Source organism: Mesorhizobium ciceri WSM4083 (assembly GCF_000519305.1).
In the GTDB taxonomy this organism is placed as follows: Bacteria; Pseudomonadota; Alphaproteobacteria; order Rhizobiales; family Rhizobiaceae; genus Mesorhizobium; species Mesorhizobium ciceri_B.
In genome coordinates, this window is sequence record NZ_KI912610.1 from 553,304 (window position 1) to 576,217 (window position 22,914).

Below are 22,914 nucleotides of genomic sequence, written 5' to 3' on the forward strand. Positions count from 1 at the left end.
CTCCCTGCCTGGTTCCCGTCCAACCCCGCTTCACGCCACGGCAGGACCCGCCATGCATCCGCGTCTAGAACTGCGCAACATCTGCAAACGCTATCCCGGCGTCATCGCCAATGACGACGTCTCGCTGTCTATCCAGCCCGGCGAAATCCACGCCGTGCTGGGCGAAAACGGCGCCGGCAAATCGACCCTGATGAAGATCATCTATGGCGCGGCGCAGGCCGATTCCGGCGAGATCTTCTGCGACGGCAATCCGATCGCGGCGCACAACCCGGCGACGTCGCGCGCGCTCGGCATCGAGATGGTCTACCAGCACTTCGCGCTGTTCGAATCCGTTTCGGTGGTCGAGAACATCGCGCTCTCGGCAAGCAGCGCCTTCGACCTGCCCTCGCTTGCCGACAAGATCCGCGAGCTTTCGCTTCGTTACGGCATGCCGATCGATCCGCATCGCCAGGTGCATGACCTCTCTGTCGGCGAGCGGCAGCGCGTCGAGATCGTGCGCTGCCTGCTGCAGGCGCCCAAGCTTCTGATCCTCGACGAGCCGACCTCCGTGCTGACGCCACAGGCGGTGGTCAAGCTGTTCGAGACGCTTCGACAACTCGCCGCCGAAGGCTGCAGCATCGTCTATATCAGCCACAAGCTCGACGAGGTGCAGGAGCTCTGCGACACCGCAACCGTGCTGCGTAACGGCAAGGTCACCGGCACCACTCGGCCGAAAGAGACGACCTCGCTCGAGCTCGCCCGCATGATGGTCGGATCGAAGCTGCCGGAAATGCATGTCAGCCCGCCGAGCCCAAGCGAGAAGCCAGTGCTCGAGGTCAACAACCTTTCGGTCAAGGCAAGAGACCATTTCGGCGTGGATCTGAAGGATGTCTCCTTCAACGTTCATGGTGGTGAAATCGTCGGCCTGGCGGGAGTGTCGGGAAACGGCCAGGCCGAGCTTATCGCCTTGCTCAGCGGCGAACGCACGCATCACAACAACGACGCGATCAGGATTTGCGGCGCCGCTGCCGCTTGCCTTCGTGCCGACGAGCGCCGCAAGCTCGGTCTCGCCTTCGTTCCCGAGGAACGGCTGGGGCGCGGCGCCGTGCCGTCGCATACGCTGTGGGAGAACGCGGTTCTGACCGCCCATCGCTTCGGCACCGTTCGCAAGGGCCTGGTCGACAGGCGCAGGGCCAGCGCTTTCGCTGCCGGCATCATCGACAGGTTCAAGGTCAAGGCCAACGGCGCAGGCTCGACGGCACAGAGCCTTTCGGGCGGCAATCTGCAGAAATTCATCGTCGGTCGCGAGATCGCGCTCGAGCCGAAGCTGCTGCTTGTTTCCCAGCCGACCTGGGGTGTCGATGTCGGCGCCAGCGCCTTCATTCGCCAGACCATCGTCGACCTCAGCCGCGCCGGCGCGGCGGTGCTCGTCGTCTCCGAGGAGCTCGACGAGTTGTTCGAGATCTGCGACCGGCTGCTGGTGATCTGTCAGGGCCGGGTGTCGCCGCCGCTGGTACGCAAGACGACCGACCGCGAAGAGGTCGGGCTGCTGATGACCGGTCGAACGATGAGCACGGATCAAATGGCAAGTGGGAGTGGCGACGTTGCACTTCAGGATTGAACAAAGGCCGGAGCCTTCGGCAACAATGCGCGTCGCCGCGCCGGTACTGGCGTCGGTTTTGACGCTGGTCGTCGGCTCGGTCTTTTTTGCCTCGCTCGGACACGATCCGCTGCCGACGCTCTACGCCTTCTTTGTCGAGCCGTTGAATTCCCTCAACGGTTTGTCAGAATGGCTGCTCAAGGCTTCGCCGCTGATCCTCATCGCCTGTGGGCTGGCGGCCGGATTCCGCGCCAATGTCTGGAACATCGGCGCCGAGGGCCAGTTCACCATGGGCGCGATTGCCGCGAGCGGCGTGGGTCTCTTCTGGCCCGATCCGGAGAGCGTGCTGCTGTTGCCGTTGATGTTCGTCGCCGGCATGGGCGCCGGCATGGCATGGGCGGCGATCCCTGCCTTCCTGCGCGCCCGCATGAACACCAATGAGATTTTGGTCACGCTGATGATGACCTATATCGCGACGCTGTTCCTGTCCTATCTCGTGCATGGACCGTGGCGCGATCCGGCCGGTTTCAACTACCCGCAGACGGCGCTTCTGCCGACAGCCGCCCTGTTCGAATCCTTCGACCCGGCCTATCGGCTCAACCCTTCGATCTTTATCACTGTCGTCGCCGTGTTCGTGATGTGGCTGTTCACCGACCGCAGCTTCCTTGGCTACAAGATGTCGGTCAGCGGCGCGGCCCCGCTTGCCGCCCGCTATGCCGGCTTTCGCGAATCGGCCGCCGTCTGGATCGGGCTGCTGGCTGGGGGCGCTGCGGCCGGCATCGCCGGCATGGCGGAAGCCGCCGGGCCGCTCGGCCAGCTCTCGTCGCAAATTTCGCCTGGTTACGGTTTTGCGGCCATCATCGTTGCCTTCATCGGCCGGCTGAACGCCTTCGGCATTGTTCTGGGCGGCCTGTTGATGTCGTTGCTTTTCCTTGGCGGCGAGGGCGTGCAGATGACGCTTGGCCTGCCATCGGCGCTGACGCGCATCTTCCAGGGCATCCTGCTGTTCTTCCTGCTCGCCGCCGACTTTTTCATTTTCTATCGCGTACGTCTGGTGCGGCCGGCCCGAGACACGCATGCGCTGGAGACAGCCTGATGGACCTGTTCATTGCCATCTTCACCGGCACCGTCATTGCCGCCACGCCGCTGATATTCGCTGCCCTCGGTGAACTCGTGGTGGAGAAGTCCGGCGTGCTTAACCTCGGCATCGAAGGCATGATGCTGATGGGCGCCGCCTTGGCTTTCGGAGCCGTAACCGCCGGCTATCCGATGCCTGTCGCGATCCTTGCCGGCGCGCTGGCAGGTGTCGCCGCCTCGCTGCTGTTCGGCGTTCTGGCGCTGACCTTCCTCACCAATCAATATGCGGCCGGCTTGGCGCTGGCCATCTTCGGTTCCGGCGTCTCCGCCTTCCTTGGACGCGGCTTCGGCAGCGAGCCTATCGAGGCGCTGCACGGCATCAACGTCCCTGTTCTGTCCGATCTGCCGCTGGTCGGTCCGCTGCTCTTCCGCTTCGATCCAATGGTCTACCTGGCTCTGGTGATGTTCGCTGCCATCAGCTGGTTTCTCTACCGCACGAAGGCCGGGCTGATCCTGCGAACGATCGGCGAGTCACCGCAGACATCGCATGCGATCGGCTATCCCGTGATCAGGATCCGCTACATGGCCGTTTTGTTCGGCGGGGCGATGGCGGGACTGGCGGGCGCCTATCTGTCGGTCGCCTACACACCACTCTGGGTCGAGAACATGACTGCCGGCAAAGGTTGGATCGCACTTGCGCTTGTGGTTTTCGCCACTTGGCGGCCGCTGCGCATCCTGCTTGGCGCCTGGCTGTTCGGCGGCATGACGATCCTCCAGTTGCAGGGACAGGCGCTCGGGCTGGAAGTGCCGTCCGAGCTGCTCTCGGCCCTGCCCTATCTCGCGACAATCATCGTGCTGGTGCTGATCTCGCGAAACCGGCAAATGCTGGCGCTGCACTTCCCGGCTTCGCTGGCAAAGCCTTTCCGTCCGGCGGGTTGAGCGGCGGGGGTCTATTCCCTGTTATAGGGAATGCCGAGCGCCACTGGCTGATGGGTGCGCGATCGCAGGCCCGCAAGCAGCACAAGTGACGCCACATAGGGCAAGACGAGGAATAGCTGGTGGGGGACGGGAATCCCGACAACGCCTCTGCAGAATCGTCAGCCGGCCTGCTGCGGTGCGAGGGAGCCTGCCGGCCCGCCACGGATTATAGCAATGTGTATATTAGCAATTCCTTGACAATCGGACTACGCTCTGGTTTCCTGATTTTACGGGTACTTAACCAAGTTCGTTGCGTTTTTTACGGACGGTGTTCACATGTCGACGTTGGTCGTGGCGGACCCGCGAGGGGTATATCTCGCCGGTCTGGAATGGGTTTTGCAGAAGGCTGGACACGATGTTGTCGCCCAGTGTCGCCGCCCTGTGGACGTTCTCGCTCATGTGGAGCGCCATCAACCTGATATCGTCATCGTCGGCGTGGATCTCGCGGACCAGCAGACATCAGGTCTTTCCTCACGGCTGAAGGCCGGCAACAGCGCTCTCGGCATCATCTTCATCGTGCAGCCAACCGGCAGGCTCGATGTCAAGGAAATACAGACACTCGATGTCGACGGCCTGTTTCTGGACGGCATCAGCCACCGCTTTCTCATCGAATGCGTGAATGCGGTGGCGGCGGGCAAGAAGTGGATCGACAACAAGATCGTCCAGCAGCTGCTGATGCCCGGCTCGCAGCCGCAGCCAATGTCCCGGCTGACCGGGCGGGAGACCGAGATCGCCGATCTCGTCTCGCGCGGGCTGCGCAACAAGACCATCGCGCAGCGGCTGCATTTATCCGAAGGCACGGTGAAGATGCACCTGCATCACGTCTACGAGAAACTGCATCTCGGCGGCAGGGCGGAACTGGCCTGGATGACGCACGGCAAAGGCGTCGAGCGTCCAGGAACGGGCCGAACCGGCCTGCTCTGACCGCCCCTCTCCCCTCTCATGGACATTTGTACGCAAGGCAACGGCCGGAAAGCCGTCTGACGGCATCTTCCTTGTGCCGTCGTGGCCTCTCCCGGCACCCGCCAGTCTGATCTATCGAAGGATATATATCGTTCGATCAGGTGCGGACATTGACCGCAATACTATCGAAGCGGGAATGGACGCGCCCTCTGCGCCGGCGGCACATTGCAGCTCGATGGGCCGAAGTCCGCAGGCGATAACGCCGCGGGCAAGGGTCCGGACGGAACCAAGGGGAGCGGGGCTTTCCAAAAACAAACAGTGAACTTGTACTCGCGTGAGCGTGAGTACGGGCCGTGTGCACAATAGTCAACATCCAGGAAAGGATGACATCATGGCTACCATTAATATCGTAGGCGAGTTGGTTAACGACCAGACCGCCGGTATACAAAACACCGCTACCGGCGACCCGGATGGCGATGATGTCGCCGTAAGCGTCGCTGGCGGTTTGCTGGTTAGCGCTAACCTCGACTCCGCCTTTGTGACCTATCTGAACGGTCTTGGTTTGACCCCAGGGCAGCTGGCGTTCGCTGACTCCGCCGAGGCAGCAAGTCAGGCCGATCTCATCCACGTGACGGCGGGAACCGACGAAGTCGTCGACAGCCTGATATTCGCCCCTCTGTCACACGCGGATTCTGGATTGAACACCGTGGGCGGCGAGGACATCTTCCTCACCACGTCGGCGGACGGCAAATCTGTGTTGGCGACTGATACCAGCGGTGACCCTGTCGCCGCCTTCTACATAATCCCCAACAGTGACAATACGTTGGGCACGGTGCAGATGGTCACCTTCGCGCCAATCGCCCACCCGAATGACCTCAACCCGGATGACCGGGTGGACTTCAGCGACATCCTGAAAGTCCGCGCGGTGTCACACACGGATGAGTCCGTCGGTGGCGACATCAATGTTGACGACGACGGTCCTACAATCAGCCAGGCGACTGACAATGTGGACCTGGTCGTGGACGAGACGACACTGGGCACCAACGCGTCCGACGACTTCTCGACGCAGTTCACAAAGGACGGCGGCACTGACGGCGAGGCTTCGACCATTCACACTCTGAGTATCACAGGGGGAAACGGTACGGATTCGGGTTTGGATCTCACTGCAACCGGCGAGGCGGTCCTCCTGTTCAACAACAACGGCGTCATCGAGGGTCGAACTGTTGATGCCAGCGGTACATTGGTGTTCACGGTTACGACGACTGCCGCTGGCGTCGTGACGCTCGATCAGCTGCAGGCGGTTGTTCACCCCGACGCGAACGCGGATGATGAGTCCGTAACGCTGTCGGCGGATAACTTCATCGTTTTGACGGCGACCATCACCGACAGCGACGGCGATACTGCGAAGGCTGACCTCAACATAGGCCAGAACCTCATCTTCCACGACGACATCCCGTCAATCAGCACGACGGGTACCGCGCCGACTATTCTGGATGATGAGTCGTTGCTGGGCACCAATAATACCGGTGATTATGCACCCAACTTCGCCGCCCTGTTCGGAGCGGACGGTGAAGGCGATGTCACTTTCGCCCTCAGCGTAGGCGCAGGTGGGGTCAATGTTCTTGACTCCGAGTCCGGTCAGGCGATCAACCTGTCGGCCAACGCTGGCGTCATCGAGGGCCGCACGGCCACCAGCAACCTGCTGGTATTCTCGGTCAGCGTGAGCGCTGCCGGCGTCGTGACACTCGATCAGGTAAGGTCGATCAGACACCCCGACCCCAACAACGCGGATGACACCCTCACCTTGGGTGCCGTCAACAGCGTTCTTCTGACGGGGACCGTTACCGACGGCGACGGCGATCACAAGTCGGCCGTTCTCAGCATCGGCAACCTACTTCAGGTCAAGGATGACGGCCCGTCGATTGTCGACCAAGATGGCGTCGCCGGCGGTGTTCAAGGATTCGACGGCGATCCCGGCCCCGCCGGGGCCCAGGGCGAGACCATCGCCGCGACCGGTGGTACCGCTACTGGTAACTTCTCGTTCAATATCGGTGCGGACGGCCACTTGGCAGCGTTCTACACGGGTGGTGGCTCAGATTTCGCCGACCTCGACGCAGGTGCAGGTGTCCAACGGTTGTCCCTGACCGGCACGGTCGACAACGCGCAGACCCCGGCCATCACCAACGTCCAAACGGCACTCGTTTCGGAAACCGCTACATCCGCACAATTCTCCTTCTCGTTCCATTACGACAAGGACCCGATCACGGCCGGAGTGCAGGACGCAACGGCGGGTGGCACTCTGACCTTCGACAAGACGGCGGGAACGTACTCCCTCGTCTTGACCGACCCGATCGACGGGTTCAGCTTCAACGTCTTCCACTCCTCGGAGTTGACGGCGAAGGCGCCCCCCGGCAACACCGGTCACCCCGAACTCGTGGTGACGCAGTTGGACGCCAACCCCAACACAGCTGCTGACCACGATGGGTTCTACGTGCAGTTCACCGGCAACTCGAACCCCAACGGGAACCCCTTCGGGTTCAACGCGACGGGTGACGGTTCGCCGATCGCAGGTGACACCACGTTCAACGCCGGGCAGTTCGTCACCAGCAACTTCGAGGACTGGGTTTCCGCCACGGGCAATACCAACGGCGTGGCCGGCGACACGATCCAGAAGGGCGAACTTCTCACCCTGCGGTTCTTCAACGAGAACATTCTGGGCGACGTCAACCCCGGCGCGCCCGGTGGTGGTACCGAGAAGGTTTCGCCGACGGACGCGGTAGACGCTATCGCCATCAAATTCGACGGCATCGGCAACAGCGAAGACCTTATCGTGGTCCTTGACCTGATCAACTACGGTGCCGATGGTGTCCTGGGTGGAACTGGCGCTAACCTCGACGTCGAGACGACGAGGTCGATTGTTGTCGACAACGCGGACCTCTTCAAATTGTCGACGGGCGGTGTCCCCTCCCCCTACAACACGGAGTTCACGCTCGACAACAACGATGCTCTGTTGATTATCGAGAGCAACGATTACAACGCCGCCGGTGAGAACTTCCAAATCCAGGGGATGCAGATCATGCAGTCCGGTAACGGGCTGACCGGGTCTGGCATCAACCTGAACAAGGCGACCGATAACCCGGCTACTGTCCCGGTTGAGGGTGCCAGCCCGGTTGGTGGTCCGTTGGTGGCTTGGGAAAACACGGACAACGACGTCCTCAAGATCACGGACATCGGCTTCATCCAGACGACTTCCGGTCAGATCGGCGCCGACCTCGACTTCGCGGTCAACATCCAGGACGGCGACGGCGATACGACGGGCGTCCAGCACCTGCTGGTTGACGTCCTTGCCTAACATTGGACCAGTTGGAGGCGGCTCACGCCGCCTCCAGTGTCCATTGAGATGATCTCGCGCTCTCGCAAACCGGCTCAGACAACGGCGCGAACCCGCACACAGGCAGATACGTCATGATGAAATCCCCACGCCCTTCTGCCCTGCAGGCGGTGATGAAAGAGGCCAGGCGCGCTGTCAGGCCGCTTATCTGGTTCAGCGCCGGCATCAACATTCTGATGCTGACCGGCGCGTTCTACATGCTCCAAGTCTACCACCGCGTGTTGGGCAGTCACAGCCTGGAGACGCTGGTAATGCTGTCATTGATGGCGGCGGCTGCGCTCACGGCAATGGCTGGGTTGGAGGTCGTGCGGGCGCGTCTTCTGGCTAAAGTCGGGACGTGGCTGAACGCACGTCTTGCGCCGGTTTTGCTCACCGCGTCGGTGGAGTACGCCGCCTCGGCTCCGGGTCAGATCAACGCCCGCTCGCTGCGTGACCTCGACCAGGTGCGGAACTTCTTCACCAGCCCGAGTATCTACCCGATCCTCGACGCACCTTGGGCACCGATTTTCCTGGGCGCTATCTTCCTCATGCATCCCTGGTTGGGTTGGCTGGCAACCTGCGGCGGTATCGCGCTGTTCGCATTGGCGTTGCTCACGGAGTACCTGACCCGCAGGCCGCTGGCGGAAGCTACAATCGCCCAGACCCGGGCTCACATGCAGGCGGAGCAAACGATCCGCAACGCCGAGGTCGTCCAGGCCATGGGCATGTTGAATCCCCTGCTCGAGAGCTGGAAGGCCCAGCAGAACGAGGCGAATAATGCGCAATCGAGCGCCAGCAACCGATCCAGCGTCATCTCGGCTCTCGCGCGTTCTTTCCGGCTGGCTCTGCAGATGGCCGTGCTTGGCCTCGGCGCTTACCTGGTGCTGAAGGACGAGGCTTCGCCCGGCATCATGATCGCCGCCTCGATCCTGATGGGCCGTGCATTGGCCCCGGTCGAGCAAGCGATCGGCACGTGGAAGGCGACGATCGGGGCACGGGCTGCTTATAAGCGTCTCGCTGTGATGGCCGGCCAGCGACCGGAAGCCACACCGGCTCTGCCGTTGCCGCGCCCCAAGGGCAGGTTTGAGGCCGAGAACATTATGCTCGCCAGGCAAGGCGGCGAACCGGTCTTGCGTGGAATCAGCTTTCAACTCATGCCCGGTGAAGCGATGGCACTGGTCGGCCCGAGCGCGGCTGGCAAGACGAGCCTGGCGCGAATATTGGTCGGCACCTGGCGCCCGACCGGTGGTCGCGCGTTGCTTGACGGAATGAGTGTCGTCGAATGGGCGGCCGAGGACCGGGGTCGACACGTCGGTTATTTGCCACAGGATATCGAACTCTTCGCCGGCACGGTCTCCGAGAATATCGCCCGTTTTGCGGCGCTCAACCCTGCGGTTTTCAACAACGTAATCAAGGCCGCGCAGTTGGCCGGAGTCCACGAACTGATCAAGGGGCTACCGAAGGGCTATGCCACCGAGATCGGTGACGGTGGTGCGGCGCTGTCCGGCGGGCAACGCCAGCGCATCGGACTGGCGCGAGCCCTCTATGGCGACCCGGCACTCCTGGTCCTCGACGAGCCTAATTCGAACCTCGATCACGAGGGCGAGCAAGCACTGGCTACAGTCATCGGTGGGCTCAAGGCGGCAGGTACGACCCTGATCTTGATCTCGCACCGCCCGAGCATTTTGGAAAAAGTTGACAAGGTGTTGGTACTTAATCACGGCGCACAAGACCTGTTCGGACCGCGCGACGCCGTATTCAACGAACTCGCCAACCGGGCCCGCAAAGTGACCCAGATGCCGAAGGTAGCCCAGTTGCCAACCCTCGAAGTGGTCAAGCAAGTCAAAGAAATCGAAGAGGTCAAGGAAGCATGAGCCGCCCCCCGGGACTGAACGTCGTGCCGCTGCCCCTTACCCCGCCTTCGCTGCTGGAACCGGTGCCGCTGCGGCTCACGGGCGTGACGTGCACCGGCTTCGCGATCATGTTCCTGTTCTTCGGCGTGGCCGGGGGATGGGCGGCCCTGGCGCCGCTGGACAGCGCCGCGGTGGCGCCGGGCGTGATCAAGGTCGCCGGCGACCGCAAGCTTATCCAGCACCTCGAGGGCGGCATCATCGCGGAGTTGAACGCCGCCAACGGCGATATCGTCAAGGCGGGCAAGATCCTCGTCCGGCTCGACGACACGCAGGCAAAGGCGCAGCTCGACCTGATCCAGAACCGGATAGCAACGCGTGAGGCTCTGGCCGCGCGTCTCAGGGCCGAGCGCGACGGCAAGACCGAGATCGAGTTCAATCCGGCGTTGCTCGCAAACCCCGCGACCGCCGTGAAGGACGCGGTGGCGGCACAGCGTGACGTGTTTGCCGCGAAGCACCACAATCTGAAGGACGAGCGGGAAATTCTCGGCCAGCGCCGTCACCAGGTCGAGGAAGAGATAACGGGACTGGAGCAGCTTATCGTCACCGAAGACAAACAGATCGAGGCAATCGAGGGTGAAAGCAAGGACCTTGAAGGTCTGCTCAAGAAAGGGCTGACCACCCGCGAACGGAACCTGTTGCTCAGACGCCAGCAGCGGGAGATCGAGGGGGAGCGCGCCACCAATGTCGCGGCAATCGCCCGTGCCGGAAGCGCCGTGGCCGAGATCGACATGCAGATCCTGAACCTCAACACAGTGCGTCTGAACGAGGCTGTCGACGAGTTGAGCAAGGTCGAGGCGGAGTTGTTTGACCTCGGACAGCAGGAGCGTTCCGCCAGGGACGTGCTTAGCCGTACCAACGTCGTCGCGCCCGTTGACGGCATCGTCATGGAGCTGAAGGTCCATACGGCGGGCGGTGTCGTGAAACCCGGCGAGACATTGATGACGATCGTACCGCTCGGACAACAACTCGTGGTCGAGGCTATGGTCAAGCCGGAGGATGTCGAGACGATCGCACCCGGACAGCCCGCGCGCGTCAGCTTCCCGGCCTTCGCCCGCTACAACCTGCCGCCGCTCGAGGGCGTCGTGGAGATCGTGTCGGCTGACCGCATGGTTGAGGAGCGCAGCGGCGCACCTTATTTCGCCGCGACGGTTGTGATCGACAAAAGCGAACTCGGCAAGCTGGAAGGCCGCAAGCTGCTGCCCGGCATGTCGAGCGAGACGATGATCCGGACGGGGGCTCGCACCGTGCTCTCTTATCTCGCCGAGCCGATCACGCAGAACTTCCGCCGGGCCATGCGGGAAAAATAGCCGTAGGCCGCTGAACCGGATTCAGGAAAGCAGCATTCGCCCGGCCGTGATCGCCAGGAAGAACGCAAAGGCAAGCTTCAGGTAGCGCGGGTTGAGCGCGTGGGCGAGTCTTGCGCCCAGAGGAGCGAACAGAAAGCTCATGGGCGCTATGATGGCAACCGCCGGCAAGCTGACATAGCCCAGGCTGAGCGGAGGCCTGCCTGCACTTGCGAGACCCGACCAGATGAAGCCGGCCACCGCTGGAAGCGCGATAAGCAGGCCAAGCGCCGACGACGTGCCGACGGCCCGGTGCACCGGAAAGGAGAAGCTGGAAAGCGTCGGCACCGACAGTGTGCCGCCGCCAATTCCCATGAGCGAAGAGACAAAGCCGATCACAGCAGCGATCGCGCGGTTGATCCAGCCGCTTTGCGGCAGGTGATCGGAGATCACGAGGTGCTTCGGCAACGCCATGTTGACGGCCACCAGCAGGCCGACCACGCCGAAGACCAGCCGCAAGCCGGCGCCCGGGATGAATTTCGACATGATGCCGCCGATGAGGGCACTGACGAAAATGGCCGGTCCCCATAGTGTGAGCAGTGCCCGGTCGACATTGCCGCGCCTGTTGTGCGACCGCATCGACGAGATCGAGGTGGGGATGATGACCGCAAGCGACGTCGCGACAGCCAGATGGCTGATCACAGCAGGCGAAAAGTGGAACAGGCTAAGCACCCAGAACAGCACCGGGACGATGACGATGCCGCCTCCGACTCCCAGCAGACCGGCGAGCACGCCGGAGGCCATTCCGGTCATGGCCAGGCCGGCGACCAGCATTGCAATCGTCAGCCCGTCGAAAACCGACGTGTCGAATCCGAAGTCCACTGTGATTTTTCCTTGATTGGCCATTTGCGGCACGGCCTTGCGGGCACGGCCGCGCTCATCCGCTGTTGCGACCCAAAATGCAGGTCGCCCAGAAGGGTCGTAGCGGTTTTGGGATGCGCTTTTGGTTAGTGGCGCACCATCCCGGCGTCGACATTGAGCGTCTGGCCCGTGATCCAGCGCGCATCGTCGGAGGCCAGGAACGAAACCACATCGGCGATATGCTCCGGCTGTCCTTTGCCTTTCATCGCCTGAAGCATCTCGACGAAGCCGAACGCCTCGTTGTGCGGGCTCGCCTTGACGCCGTCGCTCTCGATCAGGCCGGGCGTCACCGCATTGGCGGTGATGTTGTATTTGCCAAGCTCGGTGGCGAGCGCCCTGGTGAAGCCGATGACGCCACCCTTGGCCGCGACATAGGCCGCCATGTTCGGCGTGCCGGCAAAGAAGGTGTTGGATGCGATGCTGATTACCCGTCCGGCCTTCCCCGCCGCACGCATCTGGTCCGTACCGGCACGGCTGACGATAAAAGTGCCGGTCAAATTGACGTCGATGATCTTTCGCCAATGGTCGAGATCGACATCGTCCCAGGCGACGAACGGCACGATGCTGGCATTGTTGACCAGGATATCGATGCCCCCGGTCAGGGCCTGGATTTCGGCGAAGAGTGCCTTGACGGACGCCGGATCGGAAATGTCGGCCGCGATCGCCCTCGCCTTTCCGCCTATCGCCGCGGCCGCCGCCCCGGCGCCTTCGGCATTGATGTCGCTGACGATGACGGTTGCCCCGTCGGCGGCAAGCCGCGCTGCGATCGCCTTGCCGATACCCTGCGCGGCGCCTGTAACCAGGGCCGTCTTTCCCGCAAGCCGTTCAGTCATGAAAATGCTCCCTCAATCCGTGTCTGTTCAGGCGTCGGCGTCGATCACGGCCAGCGCCGCGTCGATGCCCCTGCCGATCGCCAGTTTCTGGCCGGCCGCGTTCATGGCGCCGCCCAGTGCCGTCAGCGCCGCGATCGTATAGATCGGCTGGGCGGTCGGTCCCATGTGGCCGATGCGTGTCAGCTTGCCCAATGTCTCGCCGCGGCCAGACGAAAACACCACGCCGTAACGGGCGCGCGCGGCCTGGCGAAGCGCCTTCTCGTCGACACCTTCGGGCGTGCGGACAGCGGTCGTGGTCGGCGACGCGATGCTGTCGCTGGCGGCCCAGATCGACAGGCCCATCGCGGCAACGCCCGCGCGCATAGCCTTGGCGGTGAGCGCGTGGCGCGCCCACACCGCCTCCGGTCCCTCATTGAGATAGAGGTCGAGCGCGACATCGAGCCCGTTGATCTCCGAGACCGACGGCGTGAATGGAAACGGCTTGTCCCGCGACCACGCATGCTCCCAGTCGACGATGCTCAGCATCGACGCGCGCGGCGCCAGGGGATTGGCCTTCATCTTGGCCCAGGCCCGCTCGCTGACACCCATCATCGTCAGGCCGGGAGGCGCGCCCAGGCATTTGTTCGGGCCGGTGACATAGATATCGGCCTTGCAATCCTCGGGATGCGTCTTCATGCCGCCAAAGGACGAGACGGCATCGACGATGAGATAGCCGCCATGCGCTGAAACCAGCGCACCGATGGCGTCGATCGGATTGATGGTGCCGGACGGTGTGTCGTGGTGGCAGACGGAAACGACGGTGATCTCCGGATGCGCCTTCAGCATTGCCTCGACCGCCTGCGGATAGATCGCCTCGTTATAGGGCACTTCGATCTCAAGCAGATGTGGCGAGTAGCGCTTCGCCCAATAGCCGAACCCCTTGCCGTAGACTCCTGAGGCAAGGTTGAGCACGACATCGTCCGGCGTGATCAGCGAGGCCGCGGCGGCCTCCAGGCCAAGCACGGGCTCGCCATGCAGGATGACCGGCTTGTTCGACAGCCGCATCGCCTTTTGCGCCTTGTCGACCACACCCTCGTAGAAGAGCTGGAACGCCGGGTCGTAGTCGTAGAGCACCGTGCGCCCGAGGCCGCGCAGCACTTCGGCATAGGCGTTCACCGGCCCCGCGGTCAGGGTGATGACCGGATCGGCATGTTCGAGATAACGCATCGTCTTGTCTCCGGATTGGCGGGGGTCAGCCGTAGAATTGCGTGCCGGTCCTATAGGTCTTGAAGTTGTCCATGTCGTGCGAGTACATCAGCTCGGCGCCATGGTCCTCGGCAAGTTTCTTCACCTTGCGCATCGAATTGACGCCCGCCACCGGGTCGATGTGGAAGGCTGCCTGGCACAGCGTTTCAAGGCTCTTCTGTGTATAGGCCGCATCGATCGTGAACATGATCGGCTTGCGCTTGGGGAACTCGACCAGCAGGCTGTAATGGCCGATCGAATGGCCGGGCGTCGAGATCAGCCGGACGCCCCTGGCAAGCTCGACGTCGCCATCGATGCCTTCAAAGGTCGAGTTCGCCCGTGTCGTTCCCGCAAGCAATTGTCCGGTCGCGCCACGCGCTTCGGCAGCCTCCGCCGAAAAGCTCAGATCGGAATAGCCGAGATGTTCGAAGGGCTGCGGATTGCAGGCCTGCGGCACCTCGGTCCGGTGGCAGATCTTCTTGGCATGCGGAAAATACTTGTTCCCGCCGCAATGATCGAAGTGGAAATGCGAGTTGACGACGACGTCGATGTCCTTCGGCTCAAGGCCGAGCAGCGCCAGGGCGCCGGGGATGGTCTGGTGCTTTTCCTGGATCGGCTTTTCGAACGGCAGCACCTTCATCACGTGGTCGTAGTCGTAGCCGGTGTCGATGAGGAACCGGCCCTCGGCATGCTCGATCAGGATCGAATAGACGGGGAAGCGCACTTCGCCGCCAGGGCCGCGATTCCAGAACACATGATAGCCGTCGAGAACGAGCGAGCCGCCGTCGAGCAGATAAACCTTGGTATCCGACATTCTTGCCTCCTTTATTGGCACGGGTCCCATCCGCGCATGAATTGTCCTCAGCGCGCGCCGCGCTCGTATGGAATGCCGAGCGCCGCCGGCAGGCTGGCGCGCCGGCCGAACAGCACCAGCATGATCATCACCGCCAGGAACGGCAGCATCTGGATGATGTCGGTCGGTATGTTGATGCCGGCCACCTGCATGGCCGTCGTCAGCGATAGGCAGACACCGAACAGCAACGCGCCGAACAGCACCCAGATCGGGCGACCGCGCGCCAGCATGGCCAGCACGATGCCGAGAAAGCCCGCGCCATTGGTGATGAACGGAATGAACAGCCCAGCCCCGACATTGGCGAGATAAGCGCCGCCGAGCCCGGCCAGCGCTCCGGTCGTCAACACGGCGATGGTGCGGGTCCGCACGACATCGATGCCGGCGACATCGAGCGCGGCCGGCTTGTCGCCTGCCGCCTGCAAATTGAGGCCCAGCTGCGTGCGCCGGTAGATGTAGCCCATGCCGAAAACCAGCGCGACCGCCAGATAGACGATCAGATGATGCTTGAAGAATGCAGGCCCGATGACCGGAATGTCCGAAAGCAGCGGAATGACGGTTGCATCCGCCGCGGGCAGGCGCGGGTAGCTGCGCGAGAACTGGAAATGGTGGAGCAGTGCCGTCAGGCCCTCGAGCCCCAAGGTCAGCGCGATGCCGATGACGATCTGGTTCAGCCCGATGCGCACGCAAAGCAGCGCCATGACAAGCGCCACCGCAGCACCCCCGGCGGCACCGGTGAGAAAGCCCAGCCACAGCGACCCGGAATAGAAAGCGCCGACAAAGCCGAGATAGGCGCCGGCCAGCATCATGCCTTCGATGCCGATATTGAGCACGCCCGCCTTCTCGGAAATCTGCTCGCCGAGCCCGGCCAGCAGCAGCGGGATCGCCGCGGTGACGGCGCCGAACAGCAGCGCGCTGAGAAAGACTTCGCTGAACAGGCCGGTCATACCCTAGGTCCTCCGCGACTGGCTGTATCGGTGATCGAAATATTCGGCGACAGCGAGCACGATCAGCACGATGGAAACCAGCACCAGCGTGAAATGATTGGGCACGCCGAGCCGGCGCGCCGCGCTCTCGCCGCCGATCGAAAGCACCGAGAGCAGGAACACGAAACCGATGGCCGCAAAGCCGTTCATGCGGGCGAGAAACACGGCGGGGATCACCGCAAGCCCGTAGGCGGGATTCCAGTCGGCGCGGACATTGCCCTGGACGCCGATGATGTCGACGGCGCCGGCAAGCCCGGCAAGCCCGGCCGAAATGGCGAAGACGGCGACGGTCAGGCCGGGAACGCCGAGCCCCGAGTGGACCGCCGCGCGTGGATTGGCGCCGACGATCCTCAGCTTCAGCCCGAACGCCGTGCGCGTCATCACCAGATGCACGATGACGATCGCGGCCAGCCCAAGCAGCAGGCCGCTGGTGATGGTCGTTTCGAACAGGCGCGGCAACCGGTCTTCCACCGGCAGCGTGCGCGTCTGCGGCACGGTCGTGTTTGGGTCGCGAAACGCCAGCTTGACCAGCACATTGGCGAGAGAGGTGCCGAGGAACGTCATCATCAGCGTGGTGATGATCTCGTTGACGCCCTGATAGGCACGCAGCAGGGCCGGCACCAGCGACCAGATCATCGCCACCACCATGGCGATGAGGAACGAGCAGAACAGCGCCAGCCAGGCTGGCATGATCTGCACGAACACGGGAGCGCTGGCAGCCGCCGTCACCGCGCCAAGCAGGAACTGGCCGTCGCCGCCCAGATTCCACATGCCGGCGCGAAAGGCCACGATCAGGCCGGCGGCAAGAAACAGCAGCGGCGCCATGCGCGTCAGCGTCTGCTGGATGCCGAGCGGCGAGAACAGTCCCTTCTCCAGCACGAAGCCGTAATAGGCGAGCGGGTCGACGCCGACGGCAAGCAGGATGCAGCCGGCTATGACAAGCGCGATGAAGATCGGGCCGAGCGTCATTAGCAGCCGGTGCGCGATGTCGCGGCGCGTCGCCGCCCCGCTCGTGGCATCGAGTGCGGTGGCACTGACCGTGGGCGCGGTGTCGATGCTCATGCGGCAAGTCCGATCATCAGGCGACCGACCTTCGTGCGGGCGTCGTCTACGTTCTCGACGGTGCCGACCAAAGCGCCGTTTGCGATGACGGCGATGCGGTCGCACATACCAAGCAATTCCTCGAGGTCGGTGGAGATCAGCAGCACGGCAAGGCCACGCGCCGCCGTGTCGCGAATGCGCTGGCGCGACGCCAATGTGTTGGCGAGATCGAGCCCATAGGTCGGCTTGTTGAAGATCACCACCTTGGCGCCTTCAGCCAGTTCCCGTGCCAGGAGCACCTTCTGGATGTTGCCGCCGGACAGCCGCGCGACGGGCGTCTTCAGGCTCGGCGTACGCACATCATATTCGCGCACGAGCTGGGTGGCGCGCTTGTCGATCTCCGCGCGCTGCTCGACGCCGTTGCGCCAGAACGGGGCCGCGCCGACCTGCTTGAGGAAGAAGTTGATCGAGACCGGGAAGGTGCCGACAGTGCCCTCGCCCAGCCGGTCGTCGGTCAGGTAGCGAAGGCCGCGCCGGCGGCGCTCGCCGACGCTCAGCGTCTCGATGGCGGCGCCGTCCAGCCGCACCGAGCCGCTGGTGGCTGTACGCTGGCCGGCCAGCGCTTCCGCCAGCTGCTTCTGGCCGTTGCCGTCGATGCCGGCTATGCCCAGGATCTCGCCCGGGCGGATGTCGAAGGAGATCGACGACAGGCCCGGCGCATTGTCCGTCGGCGCGACCGCCAGATCCGCGACCTGAAGCAGCGGGGCCGCTCCGGCGCGGGCAGTGCGGACAGGACGCTCGACGGCTTCCGGGTCATCCTTCTGCTTGCCGAACATCAATTCCACGATCTCCGCAACGATCTCCTGTTCGCCCAGCGCGCGAAACCGTTCGGGCGGGATCTCGCCGACCTTGCGCCCGAGCTTCAGCACCGAGATGCGGTCGCCGAACGCAGCCGCCTCCTTGAGCTTGTGGGTGATGAAGACGATCGCCAGGCCCTGCTCGACAAGGCGGCGCATCAGCGCGCCCAGTTCGTCGATGCCTTTCGGCGTCAGCATGGAGGTGGACTCGTCAAGGATGAGCAGCCGGCTGTTGCGCAGCATCGCGCGCAGGATCTCGACCTGCTGCTGCTCGCCGAGCGACAACTCCGATACCTTGGCTTGAAGCTTGACGGTTATGCCGAGCGTGCCGGTGATCTCGGCGACGCGCGCCGCCAGTTCCTCGGTCCTGGGGCGCTGCCACCACGGCCCGCCAAGCAGGAGGTTCTCCGCTACCGTCAGCGTCGGCACCAGCATCATGTGCTGGAATACGGTGCCGATGCCGAGTGCCAGCGCATGGCGCGGCGAGGTGATAGGCGTCGGTTTGCCGTCGACCAGTATGCGTCCTTCGTCCGGCTGCTGCAGGCCGGACAGCATGCCGATCAACGTCGATTTTCCAGCGCCGTTCTCGCCCAGCAGCACATGCACTTCGCCCGGGCGGATCGACAGGTCGACGCTGTCATTGGCAACGATGCCGGGGAACCGTTTGGTCACGCCTTCAAGCGCGACGATGTCGCGCCCGGCAACGGACGATGAAGAAAAACCGCTCATGAAAGCCCAGCACCAAAAAAACGGGAATCGTCCGGAGGGGTGAACGGATCACCCCTCCGGCAGTTGACCGTGATCGCCTTACTGGGCGACGCTGGTCATCAGTGCCCTTACGGCGGCCGCGTCATAGACCGGCTCGACCTTGATCTTGCCGGAAATGACGTCCTCGCGCAGCGCCTGGATTTCCGTCCAGACATTGTCCGGGATCGCAGCGGTTTTCAGCAGCTTGACCGAGTCGTCCTTGAGGCCGATCGTATAGTGTTTGGTGCCGAACGTGTCGGCCTTCAGGTCGGCAATCATCGCCGCATAGACCGGCTCGATGTTCCACACCACCGACGACAGCAGGAAGCCCTTGTCGATCGGTGTCTTGTCGCCGATGACGTCGATGAAATAGACCTTGCCGCCATCGGCTGCCTTGGTCGTCTCGACCGCCTGCAGCATGCCGAAGCTCGAACCGTTGCCTTGGCCGAAGATGATGTCGGCGCCCGATGCGATCACGCTTTCGGTGACGCGCTTGCCGCCGGCCGCGTCGCTGTAGGCGGCAGGACCGATCACCGCATAGGTGATCTTGACGTCAGGGTTTTCCGCCTTCACGCCTTGTGCGAACGCCGCCGACTGCGAATTCCACGATGGCGGTTCGCCCGAGACGACGATGCCGACCGACTTGGAACGCGACACCTTGGCGGCGAGACGGCCGGCCAGATAGGCACCCTCGTGGCCGCTCAGCGTGTAGTCGGCGACAAGGCCCTTCTCCAGGCCGGCTGGCGTGTCGACGATCGCCACCGGAACTTTCAGTTCCTTGGCGATTTCGGGCGCCGAGGTGTTGTAGCCGCTGGCATGCGCGATCAGCAGGCTGGCGCCGTCGGAGGCAAGTTCCCGCAGGGTCGGACGAACATCGCCATAGCCGAGGCCCTGCGCCACGACCACTTCAACGCCGGCGGCCTTGCCTGCCGCCTTGGCGGCGTCGATGCCTTGCTGGTTCCAGCCATAGTCCGTGCCTTCTTCGGGCGTCAGAATGGCGATCGACTTGACCTCGCCGGCAAGCGCGCCGCTCATCAAGACACCGGTCAATATAACTGCACTTACACTGCTCTTAAGAAGCTTTAACATGTTACCCTCTCTGTTGTTTCACCAATCAATATTCTTATTGTTATTGCGCGAAAGCGAGATAGACTGCCGAGGAAAAATTACATTGGAGCTCAGGCAAAGTGAAGATCCGTTATGCCCTTCCGGTGATGCTGGCGTTGTCGTCCTTCGCCAACGCGGTTGAGTTGCACCATGTCACCGTCCGCACCGGCACTGACGGGCTCGACATGGTTCCGTTGACGATTTCGAATGCGGGCAGCGAAGGCCTCTCCTGCAACGCCGACTTCGCCCACTGGTATTCAGCCGGGATCGCAACGGTCGGGCCGGGCAAGAAGACCCGCGTCGAGCTCTGGTTCGATGCGAAGACCGGCACGTTCACAATCCTCAACGACAAGCGCGAGAACCTGCCCGTCGAGCGGCTGTGGTGCGGTCTGGCGAGCCGAGCATATGCCACCCGCGTGCAGGTCACGCTCGACCGCACCGATGCGGCGAAAGGCGAGCGTGATGTGTCCTGCGCCTTGGCGCAGGACAGCCTGGTCTGCCGGTAGGCGCTCATCGGGCTTTCCGTTCGAACACCGCGCGCCCCTTATTCTTTTGCCAGGAATGCGTCGGTGAAGACGTCGTCCGCCGACAGAGCCGCCTTGAGCACGCCCTGGTCCGTCAGTGTCTTCAGGGTCTCCTCCCACTGCGTCTTCGTCATCCAGCCGAGACCGTGTTCCTTTGTGTCGGGGCTGCTGAACGTCGATGCGATGTCGGCATTGATCTGCGCCAGCAGCACGTCCTTCTTGTCCGCATAGCCGGGCGCTGCCTTGGCCGTGATCTCGGCAGCCTCTTCCGGATGAGCAACGACATAGTCGAAGGCCTCCCTGTAGGCCTTGACGAAGCGGCGCACGACGTCCGGCTTGTCCTTGATCATCGCCTGCGAGGTGAACAGGCCGGAGCCATAGGCTTTCCACCCATGGTCAGCCCCCATCATGATGCTGAGCGAGCCGGGGCCTCCGGCCTTCGCTTCCAGCTCGGGAACCTCCGCGTCGATATAGCCGACGACCGTCTGAACCCGGCCAAGCAGCAAATAGCTTTCATAGGGAGGCGAGACGCTGTTCAGCGTCATGTCCTTTTCGGTCAAGCCGTTGGCGGCCAGGAAGCCCTTGAAGAAGATGTAGGTGGAACCAGCCGGATGAATGCCGATGGTCAGTCCCTTGAGGTCGGACGGCTTGGTGAGCTTCAGCGTCTTGGCCAGCGAAATGATCCCCAGCGGCGAGTGCTGGTTGACAGCCGCCAGCGCCACCACCGGGACATTCTGCGACCGTGCGACGGCAAGCGTGGGAAGATCGCCGAACCCGAAATCCGCGTTCTCATTGCCCACCAGCCGCATCGCGTCCGGCGAGCCGGATCCTTTGCGGATCTCGGCCACATCGATGTCGTTCTTGGCGAAGAAGCCCTTTTCCTTGCCGACGAAGAACATGGCGTGATTGCCGCGCACCACCCAGTCAAGCTGGACGTTGACCTTGTCGGCCGCCAGAGCCGCATTCGAAAAGCCGAGCACGCCGACAAAAGCTGCCAGGGTAGCTGCCTTGATAAGTGACCGTCTCAGCATGTTTTGTTCCCTTTTATAAATTGGTTGATCGAGCGGGCCTAGGACTGGCTGAATTTCGGCGCCCACGGCACCACGATGCGTTCGAGGATTTCGGCGGCGTAGTAGAAGGCAATGCCAAGCACGGAAACGAGCAGCAGCGCTGCGAAGACCAGCGCCGTGTCGAGCTGGGTCGAAGCGAACTGGATGACGTAGCCGAGACCGTCCGACGCCCCGGCGAACTCACCGACGATGGCGCCGATCACGCTCAACGTGGCGGCGATCTTGGTTCCGGCCATCAGGTTTGGCAGCGAGTGCGGAACGCGGATCCTGAACAGGATCTGCGTCGGGCTGGCTCCGACGGAATTCATCAGCGACAGCAGCGAGCGGTCGACCGATTGCATGCCCGCCAGCATCGACAGCGTCACTGGGAAGAAGGCGATGACCAGGATCAGGCCGATCTTGGGCGCCAGCCCATAGCCGAACCAGAGGATGAAGATCGGGGCGAGCGCGACTTTTGGCACGTTCTGGAACAGCACCACCAGTGGATACAGCGCGCGTCCCAACCAATCGAAGCGAACGATGACCAGCGCAATGGCGATGCCGACCACGACCGAGACCAGGAAGCCGAACAGGATCTCGCCCGCCGTCACCAGCGTCGCCTGCATCAGCGTGCCCCATTGCGCGACCAGCGATTTCGCGATCTCGGAAGGGGCGGGAATGATGAAAGCGGATATGGCAAAGATCCGCACGGCGGCTTCCCACAGCACGATCGTCACCAGCAGTAGGATGACCGCCGGCAGCCAGCTACCGGTCGCCGCACTCCAGCTGGAGGGGAGGCGCGGCTCGGAAAGATCGGTGATGGGCTGGTCGCTCAAGACGCGCCTCCCGGTTGATGGCTGGAGCGCAGCATCGTTCGCAACTGGACCACCAGCCTGACGAACTCCGGATCCTCGGTGACCGACAGGTCGCGCGGATAAGGCAGCGCAATGTCGAGGCTCTCGGTGATCCGCCCCGGCTTGATCCCCAGCACGTGGACATGGCGCGACAGATGGATGGCCTCGTCGATGGAATGGGTGACGAGCACGATCGTCTTGCCGGTCCGCTGCCAGATCTCCAGCAGCGACTGGCCCATCGAATCGCGGGTGATGGCGTCGAGCGCGCCGAACGGTTCGTCCATCAGCAGGACCGCCGGATCGAGCGCCAGGGCCCGTGCGATGGCGACTCGCTGCCGCATGCCGCCCGACAGCTCGTTTGGCCGCTTGTGGGCGCTGTCGCCCAGGCCCACCAGTTCCAGCATCTCCTGCCCGCGCGCCCGCAGATCCGAGCGCGACAGCGACTTGTCGGCGATGCCGAGCAGCAGCGAGGCATTGTCGACGGCGTTTTTCCAGGGGAGCAGGTTGGCGTCCTGGAAGACGAGGCCGATCATCCGCTTGCGCGCCGCCTCGGTCGGCGCGAGCCCGGCGATCGAAACGCTGCCCTGGGTCGGCTGCACCAGCCCGGCCAGCACTTTGAGCAAGGTGCTCTTGCCACAGCCGGAAGGGCCGATAAGGGAAACGAACGATCCCTTGGGCACCGAAAGATCGATGTTGCTGAGGATCAGCTGCCGGGCGATGACCACCGAAACGCCTTTGGCGGAGATCAGATCGTCATGGCGGATATGGGCCGGCTTGTCGCCGGCGGCCCGGATGGTTTCAATGCGCATGGCTTGCCG

General features: G+C 63.2%; 19 protein-coding genes. 8 read left to right on the forward strand and 11 right to left on the reverse strand.

What is annotated here, in order from left to right:
* Positions 1-52 precede the first annotated feature (52 nt).
* The 7 genes from MESCI2_RS01000000135860 to MESCI2_RS0128805 all read left to right on the forward strand — a co-directional run bounded on the left by MESCI2_RS01000000135860 (position 53) and on the right by MESCI2_RS0128805 (position 11,127).
* On the forward strand, positions 53-1,600 hold the full coding sequence (locus MESCI2_RS01000000135860; RefSeq protein ID WP_032901414.1) for an ABC transporter ATP-binding protein: 1,548 nt from the start codon (positions 53-55) through the stop codon (positions 1,598-1,600).
* The gene (locus MESCI2_RS01000000135865; RefSeq protein ID WP_032901415.1) at positions 1,584-2,675 is read left to right on the forward strand and encodes an ABC transporter permease; all 1,092 of its coding nucleotides are present in this window, start codon (positions 1,584-1,586) and stop codon (positions 2,673-2,675) included. The genes MESCI2_RS01000000135860 and MESCI2_RS01000000135865 overlap by 17 nt, the downstream gene beginning before the upstream one ends.
* Positions 2,675-3,595: an ABC transporter permease gene (locus MESCI2_RS0128785; protein ID WP_027039480.1), complete on the forward strand. Its 921-nt coding sequence runs from the start codon at positions 2,675-2,677 to the stop codon at positions 3,593-3,595. The genes MESCI2_RS01000000135865 and MESCI2_RS0128785 overlap by 1 nt, the downstream gene beginning before the upstream one ends.
* A gap of 438 nt (positions 3,596-4,033) precedes the next feature.
* Positions 4,034-4,558, forward strand: coding sequence for a response regulator transcription factor (locus MESCI2_RS0128790; protein WP_245270489.1), 525 nt, complete (start codon positions 4,034-4,036; stop codon positions 4,556-4,558).
* A 370-nt stretch (positions 4,559-4,928) separates the two neighbouring features.
* Complete coding sequence (locus tag MESCI2_RS01000000135870) at positions 4,929-7,889, forward strand: DUF5801 repeats-in-toxin domain-containing protein (protein ID WP_050596714.1); 2,961 nt, start codon at positions 4,929-4,931, stop codon at positions 7,887-7,889.
* Between the two features lie 113 nt (positions 7,890-8,002).
* Positions 8,003-9,781, forward strand: coding sequence for a type I secretion system permease/ATPase (locus MESCI2_RS0128800; protein WP_027039482.1), 1,779 nt, complete (start codon positions 8,003-8,005; stop codon positions 9,779-9,781).
* Positions 9,778-11,127, forward strand: a complete 1,350-nt coding sequence (locus tag MESCI2_RS0128805; RefSeq protein WP_027039483.1) for an HlyD family type I secretion periplasmic adaptor subunit — start codon at positions 9,778-9,780, stop codon at positions 11,125-11,127. The genes MESCI2_RS0128800 and MESCI2_RS0128805 overlap by 4 nt, the downstream gene beginning before the upstream one ends.
* Before the next feature lie 21 nt (positions 11,128-11,148).
* Here the strand turns inward: MESCI2_RS0128805 and MESCI2_RS0128810 are convergent, their stop codons facing one another.
* The 8 genes from MESCI2_RS0128810 to MESCI2_RS0128845 all read right to left on the reverse strand — a co-directional run bounded on the left by MESCI2_RS0128810 (position 11,149) and on the right by MESCI2_RS0128845 (position 19,651).
* Positions 11,149-11,985 carry a sulfite exporter TauE/SafE family protein gene (locus MESCI2_RS0128810; protein WP_027039484.1) on the reverse strand — a complete coding sequence of 279 codons (837 nt, stop codon included), beginning with the start codon at positions 11,983-11,985 and terminating at the stop codon, positions 11,149-11,151.
* A 125-nt stretch (positions 11,986-12,110) separates the two neighbouring features.
* Positions 12,111-12,857 carry a pyridoxal 4-dehydrogenase, SDR-type gene (gene pldH / locus MESCI2_RS0128815; protein ID WP_027039485.1) on the reverse strand — a complete coding sequence of 249 codons (747 nt, stop codon included), beginning with the start codon at positions 12,855-12,857 and terminating at the stop codon, positions 12,111-12,113.
* Between the two features lie 27 nt (positions 12,858-12,884).
* On the reverse strand, positions 12,885-14,063 hold the full coding sequence (ppaT, locus tag MESCI2_RS0128820) for a pyridoxamine--pyruvate transaminase (protein WP_027039486.1): 1,179 nt from the start codon (positions 14,061-14,063) through the stop codon (positions 12,885-12,887).
* Between the two features lie 25 nt (positions 14,064-14,088).
* Entirely contained in the window at positions 14,089-14,895 is an 807-nt protein-coding gene (gene pldA, locus MESCI2_RS0128825; RefSeq protein WP_027039487.1) for a 4-pyridoxolactonase, read from the reverse strand.
* 47 nt (positions 14,896-14,942) lie between these two features.
* Positions 14,943-15,878 (reverse strand): putative B6 ABC transporter permease subunit 1, encoded by a 936-nt coding sequence (locus tag MESCI2_RS0128830; protein ID WP_027039488.1) that lies wholly within the window; start codon positions 15,876-15,878, stop codon positions 14,943-14,945.
* A 3-nt stretch (positions 15,879-15,881) separates the two neighbouring features.
* Positions 15,882-16,979 carry a putative B6 ABC transporter permease subunit 2 gene (locus tag MESCI2_RS0128835; protein ID WP_027039489.1) on the reverse strand — a complete coding sequence of 366 codons (1,098 nt, stop codon included), beginning with the start codon at positions 16,977-16,979 and terminating at the stop codon, positions 15,882-15,884.
* Positions 16,976-18,544, reverse strand: a complete 1,569-nt coding sequence (locus MESCI2_RS0128840; RefSeq protein ID WP_027039490.1) for a putative B6 ABC transporter ATP-binding protein — start codon at positions 18,542-18,544, stop codon at positions 16,976-16,978. Before MESCI2_RS0128840 ends, MESCI2_RS0128835 begins: the two co-directional genes overlap by 4 nt.
* Before the next feature lie 78 nt (positions 18,545-18,622).
* Positions 18,623-19,651 carry a putative B6 ABC transporter substrate-binding protein gene (locus MESCI2_RS0128845; protein WP_027039491.1) on the reverse strand — a complete coding sequence of 343 codons (1,029 nt, stop codon included), beginning with the start codon at positions 19,649-19,651 and terminating at the stop codon, positions 18,623-18,625.
* A gap of 98 nt (positions 19,652-19,749) precedes the next feature.
* Here MESCI2_RS0128845 and MESCI2_RS0128850 point away from each other — a divergent pair, with 98 nt between their 5' ends.
* Positions 19,750-20,175 carry a hypothetical protein gene (locus tag MESCI2_RS0128850; RefSeq protein WP_027039492.1) on the forward strand — a complete coding sequence of 142 codons (426 nt, stop codon included), beginning with the start codon at positions 19,750-19,752 and terminating at the stop codon, positions 20,173-20,175.
* 38 nt (positions 20,176-20,213) lie between these two features.
* On the opposite strand, the gene MESCI2_RS0128855 is transcribed toward MESCI2_RS0128850, so the two are convergent.
* From MESCI2_RS0128855 to MESCI2_RS0128865, 3 genes are read right to left on the reverse strand one after another with little or no spacing between them, the layout of a single operon-like run.
* Positions 20,214-21,224, reverse strand: coding sequence for an ABC transporter substrate-binding protein (locus MESCI2_RS0128855; RefSeq protein ID WP_027039493.1), 1,011 nt, complete (start codon positions 21,222-21,224; stop codon positions 20,214-20,216).
* Between the two features lie 38 nt (positions 21,225-21,262).
* Positions 21,263-22,078 (reverse strand): ABC transporter permease, encoded by an 816-nt coding sequence (locus tag MESCI2_RS0128860; RefSeq protein ID WP_027039494.1) that lies wholly within the window; start codon positions 22,076-22,078, stop codon positions 21,263-21,265.
* Positions 22,075-22,905, reverse strand: coding sequence for an ABC transporter ATP-binding protein (locus tag MESCI2_RS0128865; RefSeq protein WP_027039495.1), 831 nt, complete (start codon positions 22,903-22,905; stop codon positions 22,075-22,077). Before MESCI2_RS0128865 ends, MESCI2_RS0128860 begins: the two co-directional genes overlap by 4 nt.
* Between the last annotated feature and the right edge of the window lie 9 nt (positions 22,906-22,914).